Origin of the sequence: Pantoea endophytica (genome assembly GCF_002858935.1) — a bacterium.
GTDB lineage: Bacteria > Pseudomonadota > Gammaproteobacteria > Enterobacterales > Enterobacteriaceae > Pantoea > Pantoea leporis.
The window spans coordinates 573,255-597,361 of the sequence record NZ_PJRT01000033.1 but is presented as its reverse complement, the minus strand read 5'-3'; the positions used below and the strand labels follow the sequence as shown (position 1 = coordinate 597,361).

General features: G+C 57.0%; 18 protein-coding genes. 11 read left to right on the top strand and 7 right to left on the bottom strand.

Going from position 1 to position 24,107, the window contains the following annotated elements; genetic code table 11:
- Positions 1-285 precede the first annotated feature (285 nt).
- Genes ytfQ through yjfF form a run of 4 tightly spaced genes read left to right on the top strand, consistent with a single transcriptional unit; the run spans position 286 to position 4,811 of the window.
- Positions 286-1,242, top strand: coding sequence for a galactofuranose ABC transporter, galactofuranose-binding protein YtfQ (gene ytfQ, locus PZBJ_RS23415; RefSeq protein WP_101764521.1), 957 nt, complete (start codon positions 286-288; stop codon positions 1,240-1,242).
- Between the two features lie 56 nt (positions 1,243-1,298).
- Complete coding sequence (locus tag PZBJ_RS23410) at positions 1,299-2,819, top strand: sugar ABC transporter ATP-binding protein (protein ID WP_101764520.1); 1,521 nt, start codon at positions 1,299-1,301, stop codon at positions 2,817-2,819.
- A complete protein-coding gene (gene ytfT / locus PZBJ_RS23405; protein ID WP_101764519.1) occupies positions 2,812-3,828 on the top strand; it encodes a galactofuranose ABC transporter, ATP-binding protein YtfT in 1,017 nt (338 codons plus the stop codon). The genes PZBJ_RS23410 and ytfT overlap by 8 nt, the downstream gene beginning before the upstream one ends.
- Complete coding sequence (gene yjfF / locus PZBJ_RS23400) at positions 3,825-4,811, top strand: galactofuranose ABC transporter, permease protein YjfF (protein WP_101764518.1); 987 nt, start codon at positions 3,825-3,827, stop codon at positions 4,809-4,811. Before ytfT ends, yjfF begins: the two co-directional genes overlap by 4 nt.
- A gap of 304 nt (positions 4,812-5,115) precedes the next feature.
- On the opposite strand, the gene araA is transcribed toward yjfF, so the two are convergent.
- Together araA and PZBJ_RS23390 are read right to left on the bottom strand one after the other, a co-directional pair.
- Positions 5,116-6,618 carry an L-arabinose isomerase gene (gene araA / locus PZBJ_RS23395; RefSeq protein ID WP_101764517.1) on the bottom strand — a complete coding sequence of 501 codons (1,503 nt, stop codon included), beginning with the start codon at positions 6,616-6,618 and terminating at the stop codon, positions 5,116-5,118.
- 12 nt (positions 6,619-6,630) lie between these two features.
- The gene (locus PZBJ_RS23390) at positions 6,631-8,316 is read right to left on the bottom strand and encodes a ribulokinase (protein WP_101764516.1); all 1,686 of its coding nucleotides are present in this window, start codon (positions 8,314-8,316) and stop codon (positions 6,631-6,633) included.
- Between the two features lie 365 nt (positions 8,317-8,681).
- Here PZBJ_RS23390 and PZBJ_RS23385 point away from each other — a divergent pair, with 365 nt between their 5' ends.
- The 5 genes from PZBJ_RS23385 to PZBJ_RS23365 all read left to right on the top strand — a co-directional run bounded on the left by PZBJ_RS23385 (position 8,682) and on the right by PZBJ_RS23365 (position 14,467).
- The gene (locus PZBJ_RS23385) at positions 8,682-9,665 is read left to right on the top strand and encodes an arabinose ABC transporter substrate-binding protein (protein WP_101764515.1); all 984 of its coding nucleotides are present in this window, start codon (positions 8,682-8,684) and stop codon (positions 9,663-9,665) included.
- Positions 9,666-9,839: 174 nt separating this feature from the next.
- Positions 9,840-11,360, top strand: a complete 1,521-nt coding sequence (araG, locus tag PZBJ_RS23380) for an L-arabinose ABC transporter ATP-binding protein AraG (RefSeq protein ID WP_101764514.1) — start codon at positions 9,840-9,842, stop codon at positions 11,358-11,360.
- Positions 11,361-11,377: 17 nt separating this feature from the next.
- Complete coding sequence (gene araH, locus PZBJ_RS23375; protein WP_008110235.1) at positions 11,378-12,364, top strand: L-arabinose ABC transporter permease AraH; 987 nt, start codon at positions 11,378-11,380, stop codon at positions 12,362-12,364.
- A gap of 67 nt (positions 12,365-12,431) precedes the next feature.
- Complete coding sequence (araC, locus tag PZBJ_RS23370) at positions 12,432-13,349, top strand: arabinose operon transcriptional regulator AraC (RefSeq protein WP_101764513.1); 918 nt, start codon at positions 12,432-12,434, stop codon at positions 13,347-13,349.
- Between the two features lie 77 nt (positions 13,350-13,426).
- On the top strand, positions 13,427-14,467 hold the full coding sequence (locus tag PZBJ_RS23365; protein WP_101764512.1) for an oxidoreductase: 1,041 nt from the start codon (positions 13,427-13,429) through the stop codon (positions 14,465-14,467).
- 66 nt (positions 14,468-14,533) lie between these two features.
- Here PZBJ_RS23365 and add read toward each other — a convergent pair whose 3' ends face one another.
- The 3 genes from add to malX form a co-directional block, all read right to left on the bottom strand.
- Positions 14,534-15,532, bottom strand: coding sequence for an adenosine deaminase (gene add / locus PZBJ_RS23360; RefSeq protein ID WP_101764511.1), 999 nt, complete (start codon positions 15,530-15,532; stop codon positions 14,534-14,536).
- Positions 15,533-15,650: 118 nt separating this feature from the next.
- Positions 15,651-16,829, bottom strand: a complete 1,179-nt coding sequence (locus PZBJ_RS23355) for a MalY/PatB family protein (protein WP_101764510.1) — start codon at positions 16,827-16,829, stop codon at positions 15,651-15,653.
- Complete coding sequence (gene malX / locus PZBJ_RS23350; protein WP_101764509.1) at positions 16,829-18,415, bottom strand: maltose/glucose-specific PTS transporter subunit IIBC; 1,587 nt, start codon at positions 18,413-18,415, stop codon at positions 16,829-16,831. Before malX ends, PZBJ_RS23355 begins: the two co-directional genes overlap by 1 nt.
- Before the next feature lie 174 nt (positions 18,416-18,589).
- On the opposite strand from malX, the gene malI reads away from it, so the two are divergent.
- On the top strand, positions 18,590-19,618 hold the full coding sequence (gene malI / locus PZBJ_RS23345) for a Mal regulon transcriptional regulator MalI (protein ID WP_101764508.1): 1,029 nt from the start codon (positions 18,590-18,592) through the stop codon (positions 19,616-19,618).
- A gap of 26 nt (positions 19,619-19,644) precedes the next feature.
- Here malI and PZBJ_RS23340 read toward each other — a convergent pair whose 3' ends face one another.
- Positions 19,645-21,144, bottom strand: a complete 1,500-nt coding sequence (locus PZBJ_RS23340; protein ID WP_101764507.1) for a YdgA family protein — start codon at positions 21,142-21,144, stop codon at positions 19,645-19,647.
- A 132-nt stretch (positions 21,145-21,276) separates the two neighbouring features.
- Positions 21,277-22,452 carry a mannose-6-phosphate isomerase gene (manA, locus tag PZBJ_RS23335; RefSeq protein WP_101764506.1) on the bottom strand — a complete coding sequence of 392 codons (1,176 nt, stop codon included), beginning with the start codon at positions 22,450-22,452 and terminating at the stop codon, positions 21,277-21,279.
- A 197-nt stretch (positions 22,453-22,649) separates the two neighbouring features.
- Here manA and fumC point away from each other — a divergent pair, with 197 nt between their 5' ends.
- Positions 22,650-24,047: a class II fumarate hydratase gene (gene fumC / locus PZBJ_RS23330; protein ID WP_101764505.1), complete on the top strand. Its 1,398-nt coding sequence runs from the start codon at positions 22,650-22,652 to the stop codon at positions 24,045-24,047.
- Positions 24,048-24,107 lie beyond the last annotated feature (60 nt).

Here is a 24,107-nt window from a genome sequence, read left to right as displayed (position 1 = left end):
TGATTGTCGCTGCAGACAATAACCATTCTTTACGCGCCCGCTGTAATCGTTTCCAGAAGTGAGAAGCATAACCGATTCTGTTTATTACATTTATTTAACGCCCTCCGCAATAATTAGCAGGCATTTTGTCCATAATGCCACGATCTATAAAGCATTGCCTGTTCACGTAACTCCTTTAATTCACTCTGATTTGTGAAGTATGTCGCGCTTGTTTACGCGCTTTTCAGCCAGGCTTAATTCGCGTTTTGTACCCCTACAACACACTCCCTTCAGAGGAATGAAATTATGTGGAAACGTTTACTCTTGACCGCCATGATGAGCTCGGCACTGAGTACGTCGGTGTTGGCTGCTGATATGACGGTGGGCTTCTCACAGGTTGGGTCGGAATCTGGCTGGCGTTCAGCAGAAACCAATGTGGCAAAAAGTGAAGCGCAAAAGCGCGGTATCACGCTGAAAATCGCCGATGGCCAGCAGAAACAAGAGAACCAAATCAAAGCGGTGCGCTCGTTCATCGCGCAGGGCGTTGATGCCATTTTCATTGCGCCGGTGGTGCAAACGGGATGGGAACCGGTGCTGGAAGAAGCCAAAGACGCCAAAATCCCGGTGTTCTTACTCGATCGCGCCATCGTGGTGAAAGACAAATCGCTGTACATGGCGGTGGTCACTGCGGACAACGTGCTGGAAGGCAAGTTGATTGGCGACTGGCTGGTGAAAACGGTCGCGGACAAAAAATGTAACGTCGTCGAGCTGCAAGGCACCGTCGGCGCCAGCGTGGCGATTGACCGTAAGAAAGGCTTCGCCGAAGCCATCGCCGGCCACGACAATATCAAAGTGATTCGCTCGCAGTCCGGTGACTTTACCCGCAGTAAAGGTAAAGAGGTGATGGAGAGCTTTATCAAGGCGGAAAACAACGGCAAGAACATCTGCATGGTTTACGCGCATAACGATGATATGGCGATCGGTGCGATTCAGGCGATTAAAGAAGCTGGCCTCAAGCCAGGCAAAGATATCCTGACCGGTTCGATTGATGGCGTGCCCGATATCTATAAAGCGATGCTGGCCGGTGAAGCCAATGCCAACGTGGAGCTGACCCCTAATATGGCCGGTCCGGCATTCGACGCGCTGGAGAAATTCAAGAAAGACGGCACGATGCCGCCGAAAATCATCAAAACAGAATCGAAACTGTATCTGCCGGACTCCGCACAGGCGCAGCTCGATACCAAAAAAGGCATGGGTTACTGATCCCCGCAACCGCCCTTCGGGGCGGTTTTTGATGACGTAAGGCGAGGTAGAACCTGATGAGCACCTCCGATGAAACCGCACTGCTGACCATTAGCGGCGTCAGCAAAGGCTTTCCCGGCGTGAAGGCGCTGGATAATGTCTCGTTCAGCATCCGTAAGGGCGAGATCATGGCGTTGCTGGGCGAAAACGGCGCGGGCAAATCCACGCTGATTAAAGTTCTGACCGGCGTGTATACCCGTGATGCCGGCACGGTAACCCTGAACGGCAAGGCGATTACGCCGCATAACACCGCTGATGCACAGGAGATGGGCATTGGCACGGTTTATCAGGAAGTGAATCTGCTGCCGAATATGTCGGTGGCGGATAATTTGTACATTGGCCGCGAGCCGCGTCGCTTCGGCATGATTGATCGCAAGCGCATGGTGCGCGACGCCGATGCGCTGATGCGCAACTACGGCTTTGTACTCGACGTAACGCGTCCGCTGGGGCATTACTCGGTGGCGATGCAGCAGATCATTGCGATTTGCCGCGCGGTCGATCTCTCCGCGCAGGTGCTGATCCTTGATGAACCGACCGCCAGCCTCGATGCCAATGAAGTCGAAATGCTGTTTACCCTGATGGCGCAGCTAAAAGCCAAAGGGATGAGCCTGATTTTTGTTACCCATTTTCTCGACCAGGTTTACCGCATTACCGATCGCATCACCGTGCTGCGTAACGGCCAGTTTATTGCCATGCGCGATACCGCCACGCTGCCGCAGATTGAACTGATCAAGTTGATGCTGGGACGCGAGCTGCTGGAAACCGCTTTGCAGCGTCAGGGCAGCACACTGCGCAGCAATCAGCCGGTGGTGTCATTTGAAGATTATGGCAAGAAGGGCACCATTGAACCCTTCAACCTGCAGGTGCGCCCGGGTGAAGTGGTGGGACTGGCCGGACTGCTCGGTTCAGGCCGTACCGAAACCGCCGAAGTGCTGTTTGGCATTCGCCGGGCCGATCGCGGCACCGCGACCATCAAGGGCAAAGTGCAGAACATCCGCACGCCCGCCAAGGCTTCGCGCCTCGGTATGGGTTTCTGTCCGGAAGATCGTAAAACCGACGGCATCATTGGTGGCGCGTCGGTGCGCGAAAATATCATTCTGGCGCTGCAGGCGCAGCGCGGCTGGCTGCGACCGATCAAGCGTCGTGAGCAGCAGGAGATCGCTGAGCGCTTTATCAAGAGCCTCGGCATTCGCACGCCGCATGCCGATCAGCCGGTTGAGCTGTTGTCCGGCGGCAATCAGCAGAAGGTGCTGCTGTCGCGCTGGCTGGTGACCAAACCGCAATTTCTGATCCTCGACGAGCCAACGCGCGGCATCGATGTCGGCGCGCATGCCGAAATCATTCGCTTAATTGAAACCCTGTGCGCCGACGGATTGGCGCTACTGGTTATCTCCTCTGAACTCGAAGAACTGGTGGGCTATGCCGATCGCGTGTTGATCATGCGCGATTTGAAGCAGGTGGCCGAAATCCCGCTGGAGCAGCTGTCGGTGGCCGCGATCGTCAACGCCATCGCCGATGGAGGAGCACAACATGCTTGAATCCCCTATGACACATGACAAACCCGAACGGCGTAAGCCGAAGCTGCCGCCTGGCATGCCGCAGATAGTGGCGCTGATTCTGGTGCTGCTGGTGGATAGCCTGGTGGCGAATAACTTTTTTGCCATTCACATTCAGGATGGCCGTTTGTTCGGCAGCCCGATTGATATCCTCAATCGCGCCGCGCCGGTGGCGCTGCTGGCGATTGGCATGACGCTGGTGATTGCCACCGGCGGCATCGATCTGTCGGTGGGCGCGGTGATGGCGATTGCCGGCGCAACGGCGGCGACCTTGACGGTGGCGGGGCATAGTTTGCCGTTCATCATTCTGGCGACGCTCGGTACCGGCCTGGCCTGCGGTTTATGGAATGGCATTTTGGTGGCGCTACTAAAAATTCAGCCGTTTGTCGCCACTTTGATTTTGATGGTGGCGGGACGCGGCGTGGCGCAGCTGATTACACAGGGCCAAATCGTTACCTTCAACAGCGATAGCCTGGCGTGGTTTGGTAGCGGTTCGCTGTGGCTGCTGCCGGTGCCGGTATGGATTACGCTGCTGGTGGCGCTCGTGGTGTGGCTGCTGACGCGCAAAACCGCGCTCGGACTGTTTATCGAAGCGGTCGGTATCAACCTGCGCGCGGCGCGCAATGCCGGTGTGAATGGCTGGCTGGTGGTGATGTCGACCTATGTGATTAGCGGCATGTGCGCGGCGGTGGCGGGCATGATCGTCGCTGCGGATATTCGCGGTGCCGATGCTAATAATGCCGGTTTGTGGCTGGAGCTGGATGCCATTCTGGCGGTGGTGATTGGCGGTGCTTCGCTGATGGGCGGGCGCTTCAATCTGGTGCTGTCACTGATTGGCGCGTTGATCATTCAATCGATGAATACCGGTATTTTGCTGTCCGGCTTCCAGCCTGAACTCAATCAGGTGGTGAAAGCGGTGGTGGTGATGTGCGTATTGCTGCTGCAGTCGCCACGCTTTATTGCCATGTTGAAACGGAGACGCCCGAAATGATGAAACGTCATCTGCCATTGATGATCACGCTGCTGGTGTTTGTGGCGGGTTATCTGTTTTGCCTGAGTCAATTTCCCGGCTTCGCTTCAACGCGCGTGATCTGCAATATCCTCACCGATAACGCTTTCCTCGGCATTATCGCCGTGGGGATGACGTTCGTGATTTTGTCCGGCGGGATTGATCTGTCGGTGGGCGCGGTGATTGCCTTTAGCGGCGTGTTCCTGGCACGGGTGATTGGTGATTATCATCTCGATCCGCTTCTGGCGTTTGCGCTGGTGCTGGCGATGGGCGCGCTGTTTGGCGCGATGATGGGCTGGCTGATCGATGCGCTGAAAATCCCGGCGTTTATCATTACGCTGGCGGGGATGTTTTTCCTGCGCGGCTGCAGCTATCTGGTGTCGGAGAATTCGATTCCTATCGATCATCCGCTCTATACCACGCTGTCGAGTCTGGCGTGGAAGATCCCTGGCGGCGGACGCCTGAGTTTGCTGGCGCTGATTATGCTGGTGGTGGTACTCGGCGGGATTATTCTGGCGCACCGTACGCGCTTTGGTAATCAGGTGTATGCGATTGGCGGCAGCCTGACTTCGGCGCAGTTGATGGGCGTGTCAACGCGCGCGACCACCATCAGGATTTATATGTTGTCGACCACGCTGGCGACATTAGCGGGCATTGTGTTCTCCATTTATACCTCGGCAGGCTATGCGCTAGCGGGATTGGGTGTGGAACTGGACGCGATTGCCTCGGTGGTGATTGGCGGCACCTTGTTGTCTGGCGGCGTGGGCACGGTGTTGGGCACGCTGTTCGGCGTGTTGATTCAGGGATTGATTCAGACCTGGATTAACTTCGACGGCACCTTGAGTTCATGGTGGACCAAGATCGCCATCGGCATTCTGCTGTTTGCGTTTATCGCGCTGCAACGCCTGCTCACCGTGATGTGGGATCGCCAGCAGAACGCACCTGTTAAGCGTTTGACCTCTTAACTTCTTCACCCGCCTTTCCCTCACCCCAACCCTCTCCCGCGCGCGGGAGAGGGAGCCGCCGGTGCAGCGATAAGCAGCACTCTTACCTGAAAGCAAAAGCAGACGTTGAGTTCGGAGTGACAGCGTTTATAAAACGGTTCCTTCTCCCGCTTGCGGGAGAGGGAGCCGCCGGTGCAGCGATAAGCAGCACTCTTCCCTGAAGCAAAAGCAGACGTTGAGTTCGGAGTGACAGCGTTTATAAAACGGTTCCTTCTCCCGCTTGCGGGAGAAGGTTAGGATGAGGGGAATATCGCAGAGGACGAAATCAACGTGCCAGGCGGTAATACGCCTCATTCCAGCGCAGCGCATCTTTAAATGCCGGTAAGCGCGTCTCCTCATCAATCACCAGCACTTCAATGCCATTCAGCTCGCCGTACAGATACATATCATCCAGATCCAGCGCCTGGCTGAACACCGTGTGGTGCGCGCCGCCGGCCAGAATCCAGGCTTCTGATGCGGTGGCCAGCGACGGCTGGGCACGCCACAGCGCACGGGCCACCGGCAATTTTGGCAGCGGTTTGGGCTGTTCGATCGCATCCACCACATTCACCAGCAAACGGAAACGATCGCCCAGATCGATGACGCTGGCATTCACCGCGCGTCCGGCCGGCGTGGAGAAGATCATGCGCGCCGGATCGGCTTTGTCGCCAATGCCGAGGAACTGCACATCAATCAGCGGCTTCTCCTCTTTGGCGATGGACGGGCACACTTCCAGCATGTGCGAGCCCAGCACCAAATCATTGCCCGGTGAGAAGTGATAGGTGTAATCCTCCATAAAGGAAGTACCGCCCGCGCGTGTGCCGGCCTGGATCTTGAGAATGTGCAGCAGCGCGGCGGTTTTCCAGTCGCCTTCACCGGCAAATCCATAGCCCTGGCCCATCAAGCGCTGCACCGCCAAACCGGGCAGTTGCGTCATGCCGTGCAAAGTCTGGAAGTTGGTGGTAAAGGCTTTGCAGCCCTCGGCTTCGAGGAAACGTTTCAGACCCAGCTCAATGCGTGCCGCATCCAGTACGTTTTGACGTTTATCGCCGTTGACGGCGGCGGCATCGGTGAAGCGATATTGGCTTTCGTATTCATCGATCAGCGCGTTGACGTCGCCATCGCTGACGCTATTCACCACCTCGACCAAATCGCCCACGCCCCAGCCATTCACGGAGTAACCAAACTGAATCTGCGCCGCGACTTTATCGCCTTCGGTCACCGCCACTTCGCGCATGTTGTCGCCGAAGCGCGCCACTTTCAGCTGCTGGCTGGCCTGTTTTGCCAGCGCGGCATTGATCCAGCGTCCGATGCGCTGCTGGCTGGCTTTATCCTGCCAGTGACCGGTAACCACGCTGTGCTGCAAACCCATGCGCGCGCCGATAAAGCCGAACTCGCGACCGCCGTGCGCGGTTTGGTTAAGGTTCATAAAGTCCATATCCATGCTGTCCCACGGAATCTCCGCGTTGAACTGAGTATGGAATTGCAGCAGCGGCTTATTCAGGATGCTCAGGCCGCCAATCCACATCTTGGCCGGCGAGAAGGTGTGCAGCCAGGTAATGATGCCGACACACTGATTATCGTGGTTAGCGTCGCGGCACAATGCCAGCGCTTCGTCTGGTGATTTCACCAGCGGCTTCAGCACCAGCGACACCGGCAAGGTGCCGGCCTGATTCAATCCGTCCATCACCTGGCGAGCGTGCTGTTCCACCTGACGCAAGGTTTCCGCGCCGTAAAGGTGCTGCGTACCAATAACAAACCACACCTGTCGTGCGTTGTGCTGTTCCATTAAATCTCTCCTTTACTGAGCGGATGCGGTGCGCGCGGCGTACTGCGGTTCAGCAGCCTGGCACCAGTTTTGATAACGTTGATAAAGTTGCTGATAAACCACCACGCGCGCGGCGTTGGGTTGCAGCGTCACATCAATCGGACTGGCCATTACCTGCTGGGCGGCAGGCACATTGGCATACACGCCCGCGGCCACGGCGGCAAAAATGGCCGCACCGAGCGCACAGCATTCGTCAGAGGCGACGATATCCAGCGGACGGTTCATGACGTCGCAGCACGCCTGCATGATGGCGGGGGATTTACGGGCGATGCCGCCGAGCGTCAGGATGCTCTGCACCGGAATCTGCTGCTGTTCGAAACACTCCATAATGGCGCGTGCGCCAAACGCGGTGGCGGCGATCAGGCCACCAAACAGCGCGGGCGCATCGGTGCCGAGATTGAGATCGGTGATCACACCTTTTAAGCGCTGATTGGCGTCTGGCGTGCGGCGGCCGTTGAACCAGTCAAGCACCACCGGCAGATGATCGAGTTGCGGATTGGCCGCCCAGGCTTCGGTGAGGTTGCGGATCAGATCTTTTTGCAGCGCGGCTAACTGTGGTTGCAGCTCCGGATGGTGCTGCGCCGCCTGCTGCAGTGGCCAGCCGAGCAGGCGGCTGAACCAGGCATAAATATCGCCAAACGCCGACTGACCGGCTTCGCAGCCAATCGCGCCCGGCACCACGCTGCCATCTACCTGGCCGCAGATGCCTTTGATAGCGCGGTCGCCAACGGTGTCGCTGTCGGCAATCAGAATGTCGCAGGTTGAGGTGCCAATCACTTTCACCAGCGTATAAGGCTGCGCACCGGCACCAACCGCGCCCATGTGGCAGTCAAACGCGCCGCCCGAAAGAATCACCTGTTGCGATAAGCCGAGGCGCTGCGCCCATTCGCTGCTGAGCGTGCCCACCGGCACATCGGCGGTCCAGGTGTCTGCGAATAAGGGGGAATCGAGCTGCTCGACCAGCAGAGGATCGAGCGCGCGGAAGAAGTCAGCCGGCGGCAAACCTTGCCACTCCGGATGCCACAGTGATTTGTGCCCGGCGGCACAGCGTCCACGACGCAGCTGCGCGGGTGCGGTAGTGCCGCTGAGGAGCGCGGGCACCCAATCGCACAGTTCCACCCAAGACACTGCCGCTTCACGTACCGCAGCATCGGCGCGTGACACGTGCAGTATCTTGGCCCAGAACCACTCCGACGAATAGACGCCGCCAATATAGCGGGTGTAATCGTTGAAACGACCGCTACGACACAGCTGATTGATCTCTTCGGCTTCTTCAATCGCGGTGTGATCTTTCCACAGCACGAACATCGCGTTGGGGTTGGTGGCGAATTCCGGGCGCAGCGCCAGCACGTTGCCATCACGATCGATGGGCGCAGGCGTCGAGCCGGTGGAATCCACGCCAATCCCCACTACGGCGGCGCGCTGTTCAGGCGTTAAGGCGTTAACCACGGTGACAATCGCCTGCTCTAACGCATCGATATAGTCCTGCGGATGGTGACGAAAGCGGTTGGCGTGCGCATCGCAAAATTCGCCGTTGGCCCAGCGTGCATAGTTGACCACCGCTTTTTCCAGCTCTTTACCACTGTGACAGTCCACGGCCAGCGCACGCACCGAGTCACTGCCAAAATCCAGCCCAATTGTTATGGCGCCAGCACCCATTGGGATTCTCCTGTGTGAGTTATCTGGCTCTATCCTGGAATGGGGCGGCAGAAGCGGTTAGTCATCAGTCGCTGAGAATATGCACTTTTCTGCCATCGGCGGGGATGTGTGATCCACTGCAAAAGTTAACGACCGGTTAAATTTGCTGAATATATGGAGGATTTTGTCATCGTTTTGGGATGTGATACCGCTCTACATTTTTCCCGTCCATTCCCGCTACAACTAGCCCAGCGTTTGCGCAGCCTTTGTACAACCTTTGCGCTAACGCGCTGATTTTTAGCTGTACCCCACAGAATGATTTGATTGGTAGCGTTTACACCGATTGGTTAATAACAGCCTAAAACAACATTATGCCGGAGAGCATCATGCATAAATTCACTAAAACGCTGGCGGCGCTAGGTCTCGCTGCGGTTATGTCACAATCCGCTATCGCCGAGACCATGAAACTCGGTTTCCTCGTTAAACAACCGGAGGAACCCTGGTTCCAGACTGAATGGAAATTCGCGGATAAAGCCGGCAAGGATCTCGGCTTTGAAGTGATCAAAATTGCCGTGCCCGACGGTGAGAAAACCCTTAACGCCATCGACAGCCTGGCCGCCAGCGGCGCGAAAGGCTTCGTCATCTGTACGCCGGACCCTAAGCTCGGCTCCGCGATTGTCGCCAAAGCGCGCGGTTACGGTCTGAAAGTGATTGCCGTCGATGATCAGTTCGTGACCGCCAAAGGCAAGCCGATGGATACCGTGCCATTGGTGATGATGGCGGCAACCAAGATCGGCGAGCGTCAGGGGCAGGAACTGTATAAAGAGATGCAGAAACGCGGCTGGGATGTGAAAGAGACCGGCGTGATGGCCATCACCGCGAACGAACTCGACACCGCACGCCGTCGCACCAGCGGTTCAATGGACGCGCTGAAAGCCGCCGGTTTCCCGGAGAAGCAGATCTATCAGGTGCCAACCAAATCCAATGATATCCCAGGCGCCTTTGACGCCGGTAACTCGCTGCTGGTGCAGCATCCGGAAGTGAAACACTGGCTGATTCTCGGCATGAACGATAACACCGTGCTGGGCGGCGTTCGCGCCACCGAAGGCCAGGGCTTTAAAGCGCCCGATGTGATCGGTATCGGCATTAACGGTGTTGATGCGGTGAGTGAGCTGTCGAAAGGATCCGCCACCGGTTTCTACGGTTCGCTGCTGCCAAGCCCGGACGTGCACGGTTATAAGAGCAGCGAGATGCTCTACAACTGGGTGACCAAAGATCAGGAGCCGCCGAAGTTCACCGAGGTCACCGATGTGGTGCTGATTACCCGCGATAACTTCAAAGCCGAGCTGGATAAGAAAGGGCTGAAGTAATCACGTTGTTCGTTGTTTGAGCAGCACCATCTAAATGTTTAGCCAAAATGATTCGTGCTGTAACAAGGCGGCAAGTGCACTTATCCCCGGGAGCTTACTTTTATAAGTGACCGGGGTAAGTTCACGCAGCCAACGCAGTTACAGTGCGAAGCATGAAGGCTTAGAGGAGTCACCATGAACACTGATCAAGCCTTTCTGTCGTTTCATGGCATCAGCAAAACCTTTCCCGGCGTGAAAGCGCTGCAGGACATCTCATTCAGCTGCCGTTCCGGCGAAGTGCACGCGCTGATGGGGGAGAACGGTGCCGGTAAATCAACGCTGTTGAAGATCCTCAGCGGTAGCTACCAGCCCAGCGGCGGCGAGATCCGCATTAAAGGCCAGCCGAAGAGTTTCAACACCACCGTGGATGCGCTGGATGCCGGCGTGGCGATCATTTACCAGGAACTGCATCTGGTGCCGGAAATGAGCGTGGCGGAAAATATCTATCTCGGCCAGCTGCCGCACAAGCGCGGTCTGGTGAATCGCAAACTGCTGCGCTATGAAGCCGGTTTGCAGCTGCAAAATCTTGGCATGGATATCGATCCGGACATGCCGCTGAAATATCTGTCGCTCGGACAATGGCAGATGGTGGAGATCGCCAAAGCGCTGGCGCGTAACGCGCGCATCATCGCTTTTGACGAACCGACCAGCTCGCTGTCGGCGCGCGAAATTGATCACTTGTTCCGCGTCATCCGTCAGCTACGCGAGCAGGGCCGCACCGTGTTGTACGTGTCGCATCGCATGGAGGAGATTTTTGCCCTGAGCGATGCCATCACCGTGTTTAAAGATGGCCGCTACGTGCGCACCTTCACCGACATGAAAAACACCCATCACGATGATTTGGTACAGGCGATGGTGGGGCGCAATCTGGGGGATATTTATGGTTACGCGCCGCGTGAACTGGGCCCGGTGCGTCTGCAGCTGGACGCGGTGGAGGCGAAGGGCGTGCGCACGCCGATTTCGTTGACGGTGCGTGCCGGTGAAATCGTTGGCCTGTTTGGTTTAGTGGGCGCGGGACGCAGTGAACTGATGAAAGGGCTGTTCGGTGCCACTAAATTGCGCGGCGGCAGCGTGACGCTGGATGGCAAAAAGCTCAACATTCGCCAGCCGATCGACGCCATCCGCGCCGGCATCATGCTGTGCCCGGAAGATCGCAAATCTGAAGGCATCATTCCGGTGCATTCGGTGCGCGATAACATCAACATCAGCGCGCGTCGCCACAATCTCACCGCTGGTTGCCTGATCAAACCGAGCTGGGAAGCGAAAAACGCCGATATCCACATTCGTTCACTCAACATCAAAACGCCAGGCCCGCAGCAGCTGATCATGAATCTTTCCGGAGGCAACCAGCAGAAGGCGATTCTGGGCCGCTGGCTGTCGGAAGAGATGAACGTGATCCTGCTCGATGAGCCGACGCGCGGCATTGACGTCGGTGCCAAACACGAAATCTACAACCTAATTTATCAACTGGCGAAAAAGGGGATTGCGGTGCTGTTTGCCTCCAGCGATCTGCCGGAAGTGATGGGATTAGCCGACCGCATTCTGGTGATGCGTGAAGGTTCCATTGCCGGTGAACTGTCCCATGACACGGCCACAGAGCAGCTGACGCTGAGCCTGGCGATGCCGAAAACCACTCAAGCGGCCGCCGTGGCCTGATGTAAAGGAGAGTAATAATGGCTTCATCTACCACTTCCAACACGCCACCGGTGCAGCGCAACGGGCTGCAACTGGGGCGGATTTGGGACAACTTCGGCATGCTGGTGGTGTTCGCACTGCTGTTTATCGTGTGTGCCATTTTCGTGCCGAACTTTGGTTCTATCATCAACATGAAAGGGCTCGGGCTGGCGATGTCGATGTCCGGCATGGTGGCGTGCGGCATGCTGTTCTGCCTGGCTTCCGGCGACTTTGACCTGTCCGTGGCGTCGGTGATTGCCTGCGCCGGTGTGGTCACCGCGGTGGTGATCAACATGACCGAAAGCCTGTGGATTGGCGTGGCAGCGGGTTTGCTGCTCGGCATGGCCACCGGTTTTATCAACGGCTTCGTCATTGCGCGGCTGAAAATCAACGCCCTGATCACTACGCTGGCCACCATGCAGATTGTGCGCGGCCTGGCTTACATCTTCTCCGACGGCAAAGCGGTGGGGATTGAAGACGAGCGCTTCTTTACCCTCGGATACGCCAACTGGCTCGGCGTGCCGGCACCGATTTGGCTCACCATCGCTACCATGGTGCTGTTCGGTTTCCTGCTGAACAAAACCACCTTTGGTCGCAACACGCTGGCGATTGGCGGCAATGAAGAAGCAGCGCGTCTGGCCGGCGTGCCGGTGGTACGCACGCGCATCATTATCTTCATTCTGTCCGGTTTAGTGTCGGCGGCGGCGGGCATCATTCTGGCGTCGCGCATGACCAGCGGCCAGCCCATGACCTCGCTCGGATACGAGCTGATTGTGATTTCAGCTTGCGTGCTGGGCGGCGTCTCGCTGAAAGGCGGCATTGGCAAAATTTCCTATGTGGTGGCGGGCGTGCTGATTCTGGGCACGGTTGAGAATGCGATGAATTTATTGAATATCTCGCCATTCTCACAGTATGTAGTGCGCGGTTTGATACTGTTAGCGGCGGTGATTTTTGACCGCTACAAACAGAAAAGTAAAGCCGCCTGATAACCCAGGCTGAGCGTGCCGGAAAGTGGGCACGCTCAGCGCCGCGAAACGGAAAAGTGAGGGCATTATGTACCATCGCGAACCCCCAAGTGAGCAGCAGAATCCCTTATTGCCGGGCTATGCGTTCAATGCCTGGCTGGTGGCAGGCTTAACGCCGATTAATGCCAATGACGCACTCGATTTCTTTATCGATCGTCCGCACGGCATGAAAGGCTACATCCTTAATCTGACCATTAAAGGTCAGGGGCGCGTGTTTGATGGCGAATCTGCCTTCGACTGCGAGCCGGGCGATCTGCTGCTGTTTCAACCGAAAACCCCGCACTATTACGGCCGCGCGCCAGACAGCCCGTGCTGGTTCCATCGCTGGGTCTATTTCCGCCCGCGCGCTTACTGGACCGATTGGTTGCAGTGGCAGGATGAGAGCCAGGGCGTGGGGCGCTTGCATTTGTCAGAAGCGCAGCGTGCCGAGTTTGATCGCCTGTTCGCCAGCATCGAGCAAACCCACAACTCCGGACGTCGCTTCGCCGAAGAGCTGGCGATGAATCTGCTGGAGCGCTTGCTGCTGCGCGCGGTGGAAGAGGATCCGCGTAGCCATCAACAGATCCGCGATCCGCGCGTGATTGAAGCTTGCCAGTACGTCACCAATCATCTGGCGGGTGAAGTGAAGATTGAAGAAGTGGCGCGCCATGTTTGCCTGTCGCCGTCACGGCTGGCGCATCTGTTCCGCGAGCAAATGGGCATTAATCTGCTGCGCTGGCGCGAAGATCAGCGGGTGATCCGCGCCAAACTGCTGCTGCAAACCACTCAGGAACCGATCGCTTCCGTCGGGCGTGAAGTGGGCTACGATGACCAACTTTACTTCTCGCGCGTATTCCGCAAACGCGTTGGCGTCAGCCCCAGCGACTTCCGCCGCCGCAGCCAGGATGCGCAGGATGCTTTGGTAGCGCACGAGAGCTGGCAATCCGCACGGAGTGCTATTTCCTGAGTTTTCAGGTGATTCCGCCTTGTTCTTATAGATCGATTCGTCTTAAATCAGTCTGGTAACGAACAAGAGGAATGAGAATGAGCGATAAATTACGTGTCGGCCTAATCGGCTACGGTTTTGCCAGCAAAACCTTTCATGCACCCTTGATCGCCGGTACGCCGGAGGTTGAGCTGGCGGCGATCTCAAGCAGCGATGCCAGCAAAGTGCATGCTGACTGGCCGTCAGTGCAGGTGGTTTCCGATCCACAAGCGCTGCTGGACGACCCGACACTGCAACTGATTGTTATTCCGACCCCGAATGACACCCACTTCCCATTAGCCAAAGCGGCACTCAACGCCGGCAAACACGTGGTGGTCGATAAGCCGTTTACCGTGACGTTGTCACAAGCACGTGAGCTGGATGCGCTGGCCAAAGCCAAAGGTCTGCTGCTGTCAGTGTTCCATAACCGCCGTTGGGACAGCGATTTCCTGACGCTGAAATCCCTGCTGAACGACGGTACGCTGGGCGAAGTGCGTTACTTCGAATCCCACTTTGACCGTTTCCGTCCGGAAGTGCGTCAGCGCTGGCGTGAAATGAAAGGCGCGGGCAGCGGCATTTGGTTCGATCTCGGACCGCACGTGCTGGATCAAGCTTTGCAGCTGTTTGGCACGCCGGTTGCGATCAATGTCGATATGGCGGAACTGCGTCCGGGCGCGCAAACCACCGATTACTTCCATGCGGTGTTGACCTATCCTACGCGTCGCGTGGTGCTGCATGCCAGCATGCTGGTGGCGGCGGAATCCGCGCGCTTTGTGGTGCACGGTACGCGCGGCAGCTACGTGAAATACGGGCTGGATCCGCAGGAAGATCGTCTGAAAGCGGGTGAACGTCCGCCGCAGGAAGATTGGGGCTACGACATGCGCAACGGCACGCTGACGCTGGCGGAAGGCGATGTGATGGTGGAGAAAGAGCTGCTGACCTTGCCAGGTAACTATCCGGCGTACTACGCAGGTATCCGTGATGCGATTGCGGGCACAGGTGCGAATCCGGTGCAGGCAGAAGAGGCGATTCAGGTGATGGAGTTGATCGAGCTGGGCTTGCAGTCCGCCGAGAAGCGTCAGACCCTGTCGTTGCGTTAATTCTGTTAAAAGATCGCCAGGAATGGCGACCCTACGATCTAAGGTGCGCGTTATGCGCACCTTTTTTTATCCCGCTACGCGCGCGCGCAGCGCGGCTTTCTCTGCATCACTCAGGAACGCGATGGTTACACCATTATCCTGTGCCTGACGCATCTCTTCTGCCGTCAATCCCGCTTGCGGTGCCGCCACTTCATACTCATGGGCCAGCTCAACGCCCTGAACCGCCGGGTCGTCGGTGTTAATGGTGGCGAGAATGCCGTGCTGCAGGAAGGTTTTCAGCGGATGGCTGCTCAGCGACGAAACGGTGCTGGTCTGAATATTCGAAGTGAGGCATGACTCAATCCCAATGCGCTGCTCAGCAAGGAAATCCATCAATGCACGGTCTTCAATCGCCTTCACGCCGTGACCAATACGCTCCGCGCCCAGCTCGCGAATCGCTTGCCAGATGCTTTCCGGGCCTGCGGCTTCACCGGCGTGAACGGTAATGCGGAAACCGGCGTCACGCGCACGATTAAAGTGGCTGAGGAATTCACTGCCTGGGAAGCCGAGTTCGTCACCGGCCAAATCGACGGCGGTGATGCCCTCGCGATGTGCCAGCAAAGCTTCCAGCTCACGCAGGCAAGCTTCTTCACCAAAGGTGCGGCTCATAATGCCGGTCAGGCGTACATCAACACCGTATTGCTGAATGCCGGCGCGCACACCATCAATCACCGCCTCAACCACGCCGGCAATCGGCAGTTGATGCGTCATCGCCATGTAGCCCGGTGAGAAGCGCAGTTCCGCATAGTGAATGCCAGCGCGCGCCGCATCTTCGACGTTTTCCAGCGCGATACGACGACAGGCATCAAGATCGCCCAGCACTTTCACGCCCCAGTCGAGTTTCTGCAGGAAACTCACCAGATCCGGTTCATTAGCCGTGACCTGCACATGCGGACGCAATGCATCAAGCGTTTCAGCGGGCAGCGCAAGATTATGCTGACGACCTAAGTCGAGAATGGTTTGTGCGCGGATATTGCCATCAAGGTGGCGGTGAATGTCGGTAAGGGGGAGTTTTGGATCAATCATGGCGCACTCGCTTAAGTTTCATAAAGTGCAGAGGATTATAAAAACATCTTGCGCAACAGCGCCAGCGATTTGCGCAAACAGCAAAACGGATGCTGAATTAATCAGCATCCGTGGCATTTTAGAACGATTTTAGCCCGGCAATCAGGCGATCCAGCCCATCATCCAGTTTGCTGCGCGGGCAACCGGCGTTGAGACGCAGATAGCCGCGACTCGCCGCGCCGTAGGTCGAACCCGGCATGATCGCCACTTTGTGTTGATGAATCAGACGCTGTTGCAGCGCCTGTTCATCAATGCCAAGCGGATTGAGATCGATCCACGCCAGGTAAGTCGCGGCGGGCGGTTGCCAGTTAAGCTGCGGAAACGCCGTGTTCAGGCGCTGCGCGATATGCTGCATGTTGCCACGTAGATGGTCGCGCAGCGCATCCAGCCACGGCGCGCCCGCGCGATAAGCGGCGATGGTAGCGGCAAGCGCCATTACCGCTGGCGAGGATAAGCCATCCTCATGCTTCAGCGCATGGAACCACGCCTGACGATCGCGCTTATCAGGAATGATGCCCCACGCGCCGGTCAGCGCCGGAATGTTGAAGCTCTTGGAGGCCGAGGTGAACAGCGCCCAGGCGGACTGCGCGACCTGGCTCCAGGGCGTATGCTGCGCATCACTCAGCACCATGTCCATATGAATTTCATCGCTAATCACCTTAACGCCATGCTTTTCGCACAGCGCCGCCATCTGGCGCAGCTCATCTTCGCGCCACACTTTGCCGCTAGGATTGTGCGGACTGCACAGCAGCATCACTTTACAGCGCGGACGCGCCAGCAAACTTTCCAGCTGCGTCATGTCACACAGCCATTCGTTAGCGTGGCGCTGCAGCGGCAGCTCCAGCACGCGACGCTGATTGCCATTGATGGTGTTATAAAACGCATCGTAAGCGGGGGTGTGAATCAGCACTTCATCATCCGGCTGCGTCCAGTGGCGCAACAGCTGCGCCACCATATAAATCACCGACGGGCCATAAACCAGCGATTCTGCCGCCACTTCGGTAGCGAAACGGCTGCGCATCCAATGTTGAATGGCAGAAAGAAAATCATCATGCTGCCAGCGGCTGTAGCCAAACACACCGTGTGCGAGGCGCTGTTGCAGCGCCTCGAGGATGCATGGCGCGGTAGCGAAATCCATATCGGAGATAGTGAAGGGCAGCAAGTCCGCCACGCCGAAACGATCGGCCACGAAATCCCACTGCGTACACCAGCTACCGTGGCGATCCACCACCTGATTGAAAGCGAAATCCTGCATCATTACACCGTCGCGCTCATCAAGTGTGCCATCTCATCTTTGACCGATTGCACCTGCGGGCCCATCACCACTTGCAGATTGGTCGCATTAACATGCACCACGCCAATCGCACCGTTGGCTTTCAGTGTTGCATCATCCACCTTGCTCATGTCGACCACGGTAATGCGCAGACGCGTCAGGCAGTTATCCAGTGAGGCGATGTTTTCCACGCCGCCCAGCGCCGACAGAATCGCTGGCGTATTAAAGCCGGATTTACCCACAGCCGCGCGATTAACCTGCTGCGCTACGCTGTTGGTTTCCACTTCGCGGCCTGGCGTTTTGATGTTGAAGTGACTGATAGCAAAGCGGAAGATAGCGTAATAACCCACGAACCACACCGCAGCAATCACCGGCACCCAATACCATTTGGTGGAGAGGCCGTGCAGCACGCCGAAGACGAAGAAGTCGATCACGTTGCCGTCGGTATTACCGATAGTCACGCCCAGCATCGCCATTACGGTGAAGCCCAAGCCGGTCAACAGCGCGTGGATCAAATACAGCACCGGCGCGACGAACAGGAACAGGAACTCCAGCGGTTCAGTGGTACCGCCCACCACGCAAGCCACCACGCCGGAAATCAGCAGGCCTTTAATTTTATGACGGTTTTCCGGACGGGCGCAGTGATACATCGCCAAGGCCGCACCCGGCAAACCCCCGAGGAAGGCCGGCATTTTACCCTGCGACAGGAAGCGCGTGGCGCTCTCGGCGAAGCCGTGGGTATCCGCACAGGCCAATTGCGCCTGGAAGATAGTTAACGCACCGCTAACACTTTTACCGCACACATCCATGGTGCCGCCCGCATCGGTAAAGCGGATGATTGCCACCAGAATGTGTTGCAAGCCAAAAGGTAAAAGCAGACGTTCGCCAGTACCGAAGATCATCGGACCAAATTCACCGGCGCTGTTAATCACCCAGCCGAGGCCGGTAATCGCGCGTGCAAAGAATGGCCAAATCAGCGGAACCACCAGGCCCAGCACGCCCATCGCCATCGCCGTAACGATCGGCACAAAGCGCGTCCCACCGAAAAACGCCAGCGCATCTGGCAGGCGAATGTTGTGGAAGCGCTCATGTAACCAGAACACCACGATACCGACGATCACCGCGCCGAGAATACCGGTGTCGATGGACTGAATGCCGAGGATGTTTTGTACGTTATTGGCTTTCAGCACCGCCGCATCAGTGGTTGGCAGAATGCCGTTGATGTTGAGCCAGAAGTTGATACTCAGGTTCAGTACCGCGTAGCCAACAAAACCGGCAAAGGCGGCGACGCCTTTATTCTCGCGCGCCATACCGAGCGGAATGGCAATGGCAAACATCACCGGCAGATAGCTAAAGGCAAAAGAGCCGATCTTCGCCAGCCAGATAAACAGGTATTGCAGGAAAGGCTGATCGAGAAGAGGAATTAGCGTCAGGACGTCATGACTGCTGAGAGAACTGCCAATTCCTAACAGAATGCCGCAGAACGAGAGCAGGGCGACGGGCAACATAAAGGTTTTACCCAGACTTTGGAAAAACTCCCAAAGTGACATTTTGGGGCGGCTGGCGGGCATAGATTCTCCTGGCAATAAAAAGTGAAAGGCTTCAATGTGGTCAAGGATGATAAAACGTTTTACCACTTATTTTTGTGGCTATAATCACAAAGAGTGACTAATTGCAGGCTTTATTTTTGGTGCAATCAGTGTAACGTTTTATCTCTTTGATTTGGACGTCGGTAACGGAACACTATGTCCCAGCAGAAAACCACTATTCATGATGTGGCGTTGGTCGCCGGGGTGTCGGTCTCTACCGTGTCGTTGGTGCTCTCCGGCAAAGGGCGCATCTCGCCCGCTACGGCCACACGCGTTAATCAGGCGATTGAGCAGCTTGGCTACGTGCGTAATCGCTCAGCCTCGATTTTGCGCGGCGGCGAAAGCGGCGTGATCGGCCTGATCGTGCGCGATCTCAGCCAGCCCTTTTATGCCGCGATGACGGCCGGACTCAGTGAAGTGCTGGAGCAGCAGGGCAAAGTGCTGGTGCTGACACAAAGCGGTCAGCACGGACAACACCTTAAACGCTGTTTTGACACGCTGGTGGCGCAGGGCGCGGAAGGCATTGTGCTCGGCGGCGCGGCGGCGCAAGCAGAAACGCTGGTGCCGCAGGCGCAGGAGCAAAACATCGCGTTGGTTTGCGCTTCGCGCGCCAGCAGCCTCGACAATGTCGACTCACTGCGGCCCGATAACAGCCAGGCGGCGCGCATGGCGACGGAGTATCTGATTCGGCAGGGACATCAGCGCATCGCCTGGATGGGCGGTTTGGGATCGTCACTGACGCGCGCCGAGCGGATTGGCGGCTATTGCGCCACTTTGCTGCAATATGGCCTATCGTTCCGGTCCGACTGGATTATCGAGTGCGACGATCGCCAGCAAAGCGTGTCCGCGTTAACGCTGCAGTTGTTGCGTCAACATCCCGGCATCACCGCGATTCTGGCGCATAACGGCAGCACCGCGCTCGGCTGCTATTTTGGCGCGTTACGCTGTGGGCGAACCTTTGGTGAAGGCGCGGTGGATAGCTACTACACGCAGCAGCTGGCGCTGGTGGGCTTTAATGACGATCCGCAGCGGGAGTTGCACGATCCCACCATGACCTTTGTCAGTAGTGAAGCGCGTGATGTGGGGAGAAGAGCGGCGGAGCGGATGTTGCAGCGGCTGGCGCAGCCGGAAGCGGAGATTCAGAGTTTGATTGTGCCGCCGCAGCTAATGCGCGGCGAAGTGTAAGGGCGGCCAATTGGCCGCCCCATGAATTACTCTGGCATACCTTCGCTGGTTGGTGCGCCCAGCATATAGCGTGACAGAAACTGCTCCAGCGTCATCTTGTCGCCATTCATGGTGACCTGGCCGTTACCGTATTGCAGGCTGGTGACGATGTTGTCATCCTGCTGCTGGGTCAGGCGGAACATCTGGCCCATTGCCGCTAAACCTTTCACCTGCTGATCCGCCAGTTTCTGCGCATCGTCGCCCTGATAACCTTCCGCTAAACCGACATGACGCATGGTCTCGGTCGCCATTGGCATATTGATCGCCAGCTTGCCGTCGAGGGTTTTCAGCACGCGATCCACTGCGGCACCCAAACTCTGCGCCTCGCCGCTCACGGTGGCCGGATCGTTAAAGCCCACGTTCAGGTTAAAGGTGCTTTCACCTTTATCATTTTTCCAGCTCAGCGGCGCGATGCTCAGCGTTGGCGAGCCTTTCAACAGCGTTGGCAGGTTATTACGCAGAATGGTTTGCACGCTGGCCTGATAGCGAATCGGATCTTCCGCCACGCCCGGCTGGTTAAGCAGATCCTGCATCTGCGCGTTGTAAGTATCGGAGAAGGCTTTCACCGCCTGCGCATCAAACTGCGCAAACTTCATCGCCAGCTTAGCTTCACCAAACGGCTGCTTCTGCAGGGTAATTTTGTCAACATCGACATCTAACTGCCCACCAATCTTGCCTTCTTTATTGTCGAAGGATGAGGTGGTTTTCAGCTTCTCCAGCGACAAACCTTCCTGGCCGTTAATGCTGGCATCCAGTTTATCCAGAGAGATCGACTGATCGCCGACGCGCACGCCTTCCGGGCTGAGGTGAGTATCGCCGCTCAGCTTCAGGCCATTCAGCGTAAACAGCACCGGCAGTTCAACCTGATTTTTGCTGGTGACCGCGATGCTGGAGAAGTCGCCGTCGAGGCTGACTTTGTCACCTTTGCTGTCGGCGCTGATGTTGAGCGTGCCGCCATTGGTGGCCAGACGATCGCCGGTCTGCGGATTGTTGTAATCCACCGCCAGCAGGTTGAGATCGGTATTGGTCGCACCGCTGTAGCCGACGCGGGTATCAGCGTTGACCAGCGATTTGCCATTGGTCAGTTCAAACAGTTTCTTCACCGCATCGGTGTTTTCCAGTTCGGTATGCACAGACGCCATACTTGGGATCAGGCTGCCGCTCTTCAACTGGGCGAACGGGAACGGACCGTGATCGATCGTCTCGTTCAGCACGATGCTTTGACCAGGCTTCAACAGCGGATTGTCATTGGTTTGCGAGCTGGCCTGTACCACCAATTTGGTTTTGCTGCTGAACACGCCGCGCTGATAATCCTGATAGCTCAGCGTCAAACGGCTGTTCGGCGCGTAAGCATTCAGCTGCGCGTTGGCGTTCTGCAACATCTCATCCATATGGCTTTCCAGTTGTTTACCGGTAAACCATGCAGCACCAGTCCAAATCACGCCGAGCGCCACAATCACACCTACGGCAACCTGGGTCTTTTTCATCGCTGTGTCGTCCTTATCCTTGCGTCCGCACGCCTCTGATCGGTGCGCGACGGGTGAAGAAAAACGCCCGCAGGCGTTTTAAATTAATAGTTTAAAAGAATAGCAGTTAATGCTGACAGCGTCAGCCGGATCTCAGTTGAGCGTATTAAACACGCGCGCCAGACGTCCGGTGCCTGCCGCGTTGACCGGCGACTCATTGGCGGCCACAAAGCAGGATTCACCCGGCTTCAGCACCAGCTGTTGCCCGGACTTCTCAATTATCGCCTGACCTTCAATGCAGAACAGCAGAGCCGCGCTGTTTTGTGCCAGCGTTTGCGGCGCAGCGGAAAGCCCATGAATGGCAAAGGCAAAGTCCTCTACCGGAATCGGGAAGTTCAGGGTTTCGCCGTCGCGCTGCGGCTGCGTTAGCAGCGTCGCGGCCGGTTTTGCCTGAAACTTCAGGTTAGCCAGCAGTTCCGGGATATCGATGAACTTCGGCGTCAGACCGGCGCGCAACACGTTATCGGAGTTCGCCATCACTTCCAGCGCCACGCCTTTCAGATAGGCGTGCGGCGTTTCGGCAAACAGGAACATCGCTTCGCCTGGCTGCAGGGTAATGACATTGAGCAGCAGCGGCGAAAACAGACCGCTGTCATCCGGATAATCGATGGCGATAGATTTGATGGTCTGCCACGGCTCGCCTTCACGCGCGTTAATCGCCGATTTCAGTACGCCGATGGCGCGCGATTTGGCCTCGTCTTGCAGCGACAGCAGCGTGGCGAACAGTTTGGCCAGATTGGCTTCGTTAGCGTTTTCGAGGAAATGGGCGATTTGCGGATGGGCACCGGCCACCGGTTCGAGCAGCGAGACAATCTCATGCAGCTCACGAAAACCGTTCATCGCCTGGAAGGGTGTCAGCGCATACACCAGCTCGGGCTTGTGATTAGCATCTTTATAGTTACGTTCGGCAGCGCTCAGCGGAATGCCCGCGGCATTTTCACGCGCAAAACCCTGTTCGGCAGCGGCTTTGCTGGGATGTACCTGAATCGACAGCGGCTGATCGGCGCACAGCACTTTAAACAGGAACGGCAGCTCGCCGAAACGTTCAGCCACCGCTTTGCCGAGCATGGCGACTTTGTCGGCATCAATTATCTCACGCAGCGAACGCACTTCGCCGTTGACCTCAACGGTAGACGGGCTTTTCGGGTGCGCGCCCATCCACAGTTCTGCCATCGGCAAACCTTGTGGATTTTCGATGCCATAGAGTTCGGTCAGCGCAGTTTTGCTGCCCCAGGCGTAATTTTGCAGCGAATTGTTCAATTTTTGCATCGTTTACCCTTAATAACCGTAAGTAAATAGGCTTATTAAAGCAGAAAGTGCCATAGAAAATACACGAACAAGTGCAATAAAGGCGATAGGCTCGCATAATGTTAAATTCTTGTATGTGACAATCTTGCTCGCTCAACGGCGTCGCGGGAAGGCGTTTAGAGCGGAAACCTCAAAATCTGAGCTAAGGAGACGTAGTCATGGCAGCCAATCGCATTGAAAAAGACTCAATGGGACCGATCGAAGTACCGGCAGATAAGTTGTGGGGCGCACAAACCCAGCGTTCGCTGGAACATTTCAAAATCTCAACCGAGAAAATGCCCGTGGCATTGGTGCATGCGCTGGCGCTGACCAAGCGCGCGGCGGCGCAGGTGAACCAGGATCTCGGCTTGCTTCCGGCCGACCGCGCTCAGGCGATTCTTAAGGCCGCCGACGAGGTGCTGGCCGATAAGCACAGCGAGGAGTTTCCGCTGGCAATTTGGCAGACCGGCTCCGGCACCCAGACCAACATGAACATGAATGAAGTGCTGGCCAACCGCGCCAGTGAAATTCTTGGCGGCGAGCGTGGCATGTCGCGTCTGGTGCACCCAAATGACGACGTGAATAAAAGCCAAAGCTCCAACGATGTGTTCCCCACCGCCATGCACGTGGCCGCGGTCATCGCCGTGCGGGAGCAGCTGATTCCGCAGATTCACGTGTTGAAAAAGACGCTGAGTGAAAAATCCGACGCCTTCAAAGATATCGTCAAGATTGGTCGTACCCACTTGCAGGATGCGACACCGCTGACGCTCGGTCAGGAGATCTCCGGCTGGGTAGCGATGCTTGAGCACAATCTCAAACACATTGAGAACAGTATTCCGCACGTAGCGGAGCTGGCGCTGGGCGGCACCGCGGTCGGGACCGGCCTGAATACCCATCCGGAATACGCGGTTCGCGTCGCTAAAGCGCTGGCCGATTTGACCAAACAGCCGTTTGTCACCGCGCCGAACAAGTTCGAGGCGCTGGCGACCTGCGATGCGCTGGTGCACGCGCACGGTGCGCTGAAAGGCCTGGCGGCTTCGCTGATGAAAATTGCCAACGACGTGCGCTGGCTGGCCTCTGGCCCGCGTTGCGGCATTGGCGAACTGGCCATCCCGGAAAATGAGCCAGGCAGCTCGATCATGCCAGGCAAAGTGAACCCCACGCAGTGCGAAGCGCTAACCATGCTGTGTTGTCAGGTGATGGGCAACGACGTGGCGGTGAACATTGGCGGCGCGTCCGGCAACTTTGAGCTCAACGTATTCCGTCCGATGGTGATCCACAACTTCCTGCAATCGGTGCGTCTGCTGGCCGACGGCATGGACAGCTTCAATCACCACTGCGCGATCGGCATTGAACCGGTACGCGAGCGCATCGATCAGCTGCTGAACGAATCGCTGATGCTGGTGACCGCACTGAATACCCATATCGGCTACGACAAAGCGGCGGAAATTGCCAAGAAAGCCCATAAAGAAGGCCTGACGCTGAAAGGCTCAGCGCTGAAGCTGGGCTATCTGACCGAAGAGCAGTTCGATGAGTGGGTGCGTCCGGAAGAAATGGTTGGCAGCATGAAGCAGTAAACCGCTGTTAAAAACTGGCAGACGTAGCACCCTCGTAGCGGCGCAATTGATTGCGCGATA

Coding starts and splice junctions, on each gene's coding strand:
- ytfQ (WP_101764521.1), top strand. CDS start 286: ATGTGGAAACGTTTACTCTTGACCGCCATGATGAGCTCGGCACTGAGT.
- PZBJ_RS23410 (WP_101764520.1), top strand. CDS start 1,299: ATGAGCACCTCCGATGAAACCGCACTGCTGACCATTAGCGGCGTCAGC.
- ytfT (WP_101764519.1), top strand. CDS start 2,812: ATGCTTGAATCCCCTATGACACATGACAAACCCGAACGGCGTAAGCCG.
- yjfF (WP_101764518.1), top strand. CDS start 3,825: ATGATGAAACGTCATCTGCCATTGATGATCACGCTGCTGGTGTTTGTG.
- araA (WP_101764517.1), bottom strand. CDS start 6,618: ATGGAACAGCACAACGCACGACAGGTGTGGTTTGTTATTGGTACGCAG.
- PZBJ_RS23390 (WP_101764516.1), bottom strand. CDS start 8,316: ATGGGTGCTGGCGCCATAACAATTGGGCTGGATTTTGGCAGTGACTCG.
- PZBJ_RS23385 (WP_101764515.1), top strand. CDS start 8,682: ATGCATAAATTCACTAAAACGCTGGCGGCGCTAGGTCTCGCTGCGGTT.
- araG (WP_101764514.1), top strand. CDS start 9,840: ATGAACACTGATCAAGCCTTTCTGTCGTTTCATGGCATCAGCAAAACC.
- araH (WP_008110235.1), top strand. CDS start 11,378: ATGGCTTCATCTACCACTTCCAACACGCCACCGGTGCAGCGCAACGGG.
- araC (WP_101764513.1), top strand. CDS start 12,432: ATGTACCATCGCGAACCCCCAAGTGAGCAGCAGAATCCCTTATTGCCG.
- PZBJ_RS23365 (WP_101764512.1), top strand. CDS start 13,427: ATGAGCGATAAATTACGTGTCGGCCTAATCGGCTACGGTTTTGCCAGC.
- add (WP_101764511.1), bottom strand. CDS start 15,532: ATGATTGATCCAAAACTCCCCCTTACCGACATTCACCGCCACCTTGAT.
- PZBJ_RS23355 (WP_101764510.1), bottom strand. CDS start 16,829: ATGATGCAGGATTTCGCTTTCAATCAGGTGGTGGATCGCCACGGTAGC.
- malX (WP_101764509.1), bottom strand. CDS start 18,415: ATGCCCGCCAGCCGCCCCAAAATGTCACTTTGGGAGTTTTTCCAAAGT.
- malI (WP_101764508.1), top strand. CDS start 18,590: ATGTCCCAGCAGAAAACCACTATTCATGATGTGGCGTTGGTCGCCGGG.
- PZBJ_RS23340 (WP_101764507.1), bottom strand. CDS start 21,144: ATGAAAAAGACCCAGGTTGCCGTAGGTGTGATTGTGGCGCTCGGCGTG.
- manA (WP_101764506.1), bottom strand. CDS start 22,452: ATGCAAAAATTGAACAATTCGCTGCAAAATTACGCCTGGGGCAGCAAA.
- fumC (WP_101764505.1), top strand. CDS start 22,650: ATGGCAGCCAATCGCATTGAAAAAGACTCAATGGGACCGATCGAAGTA.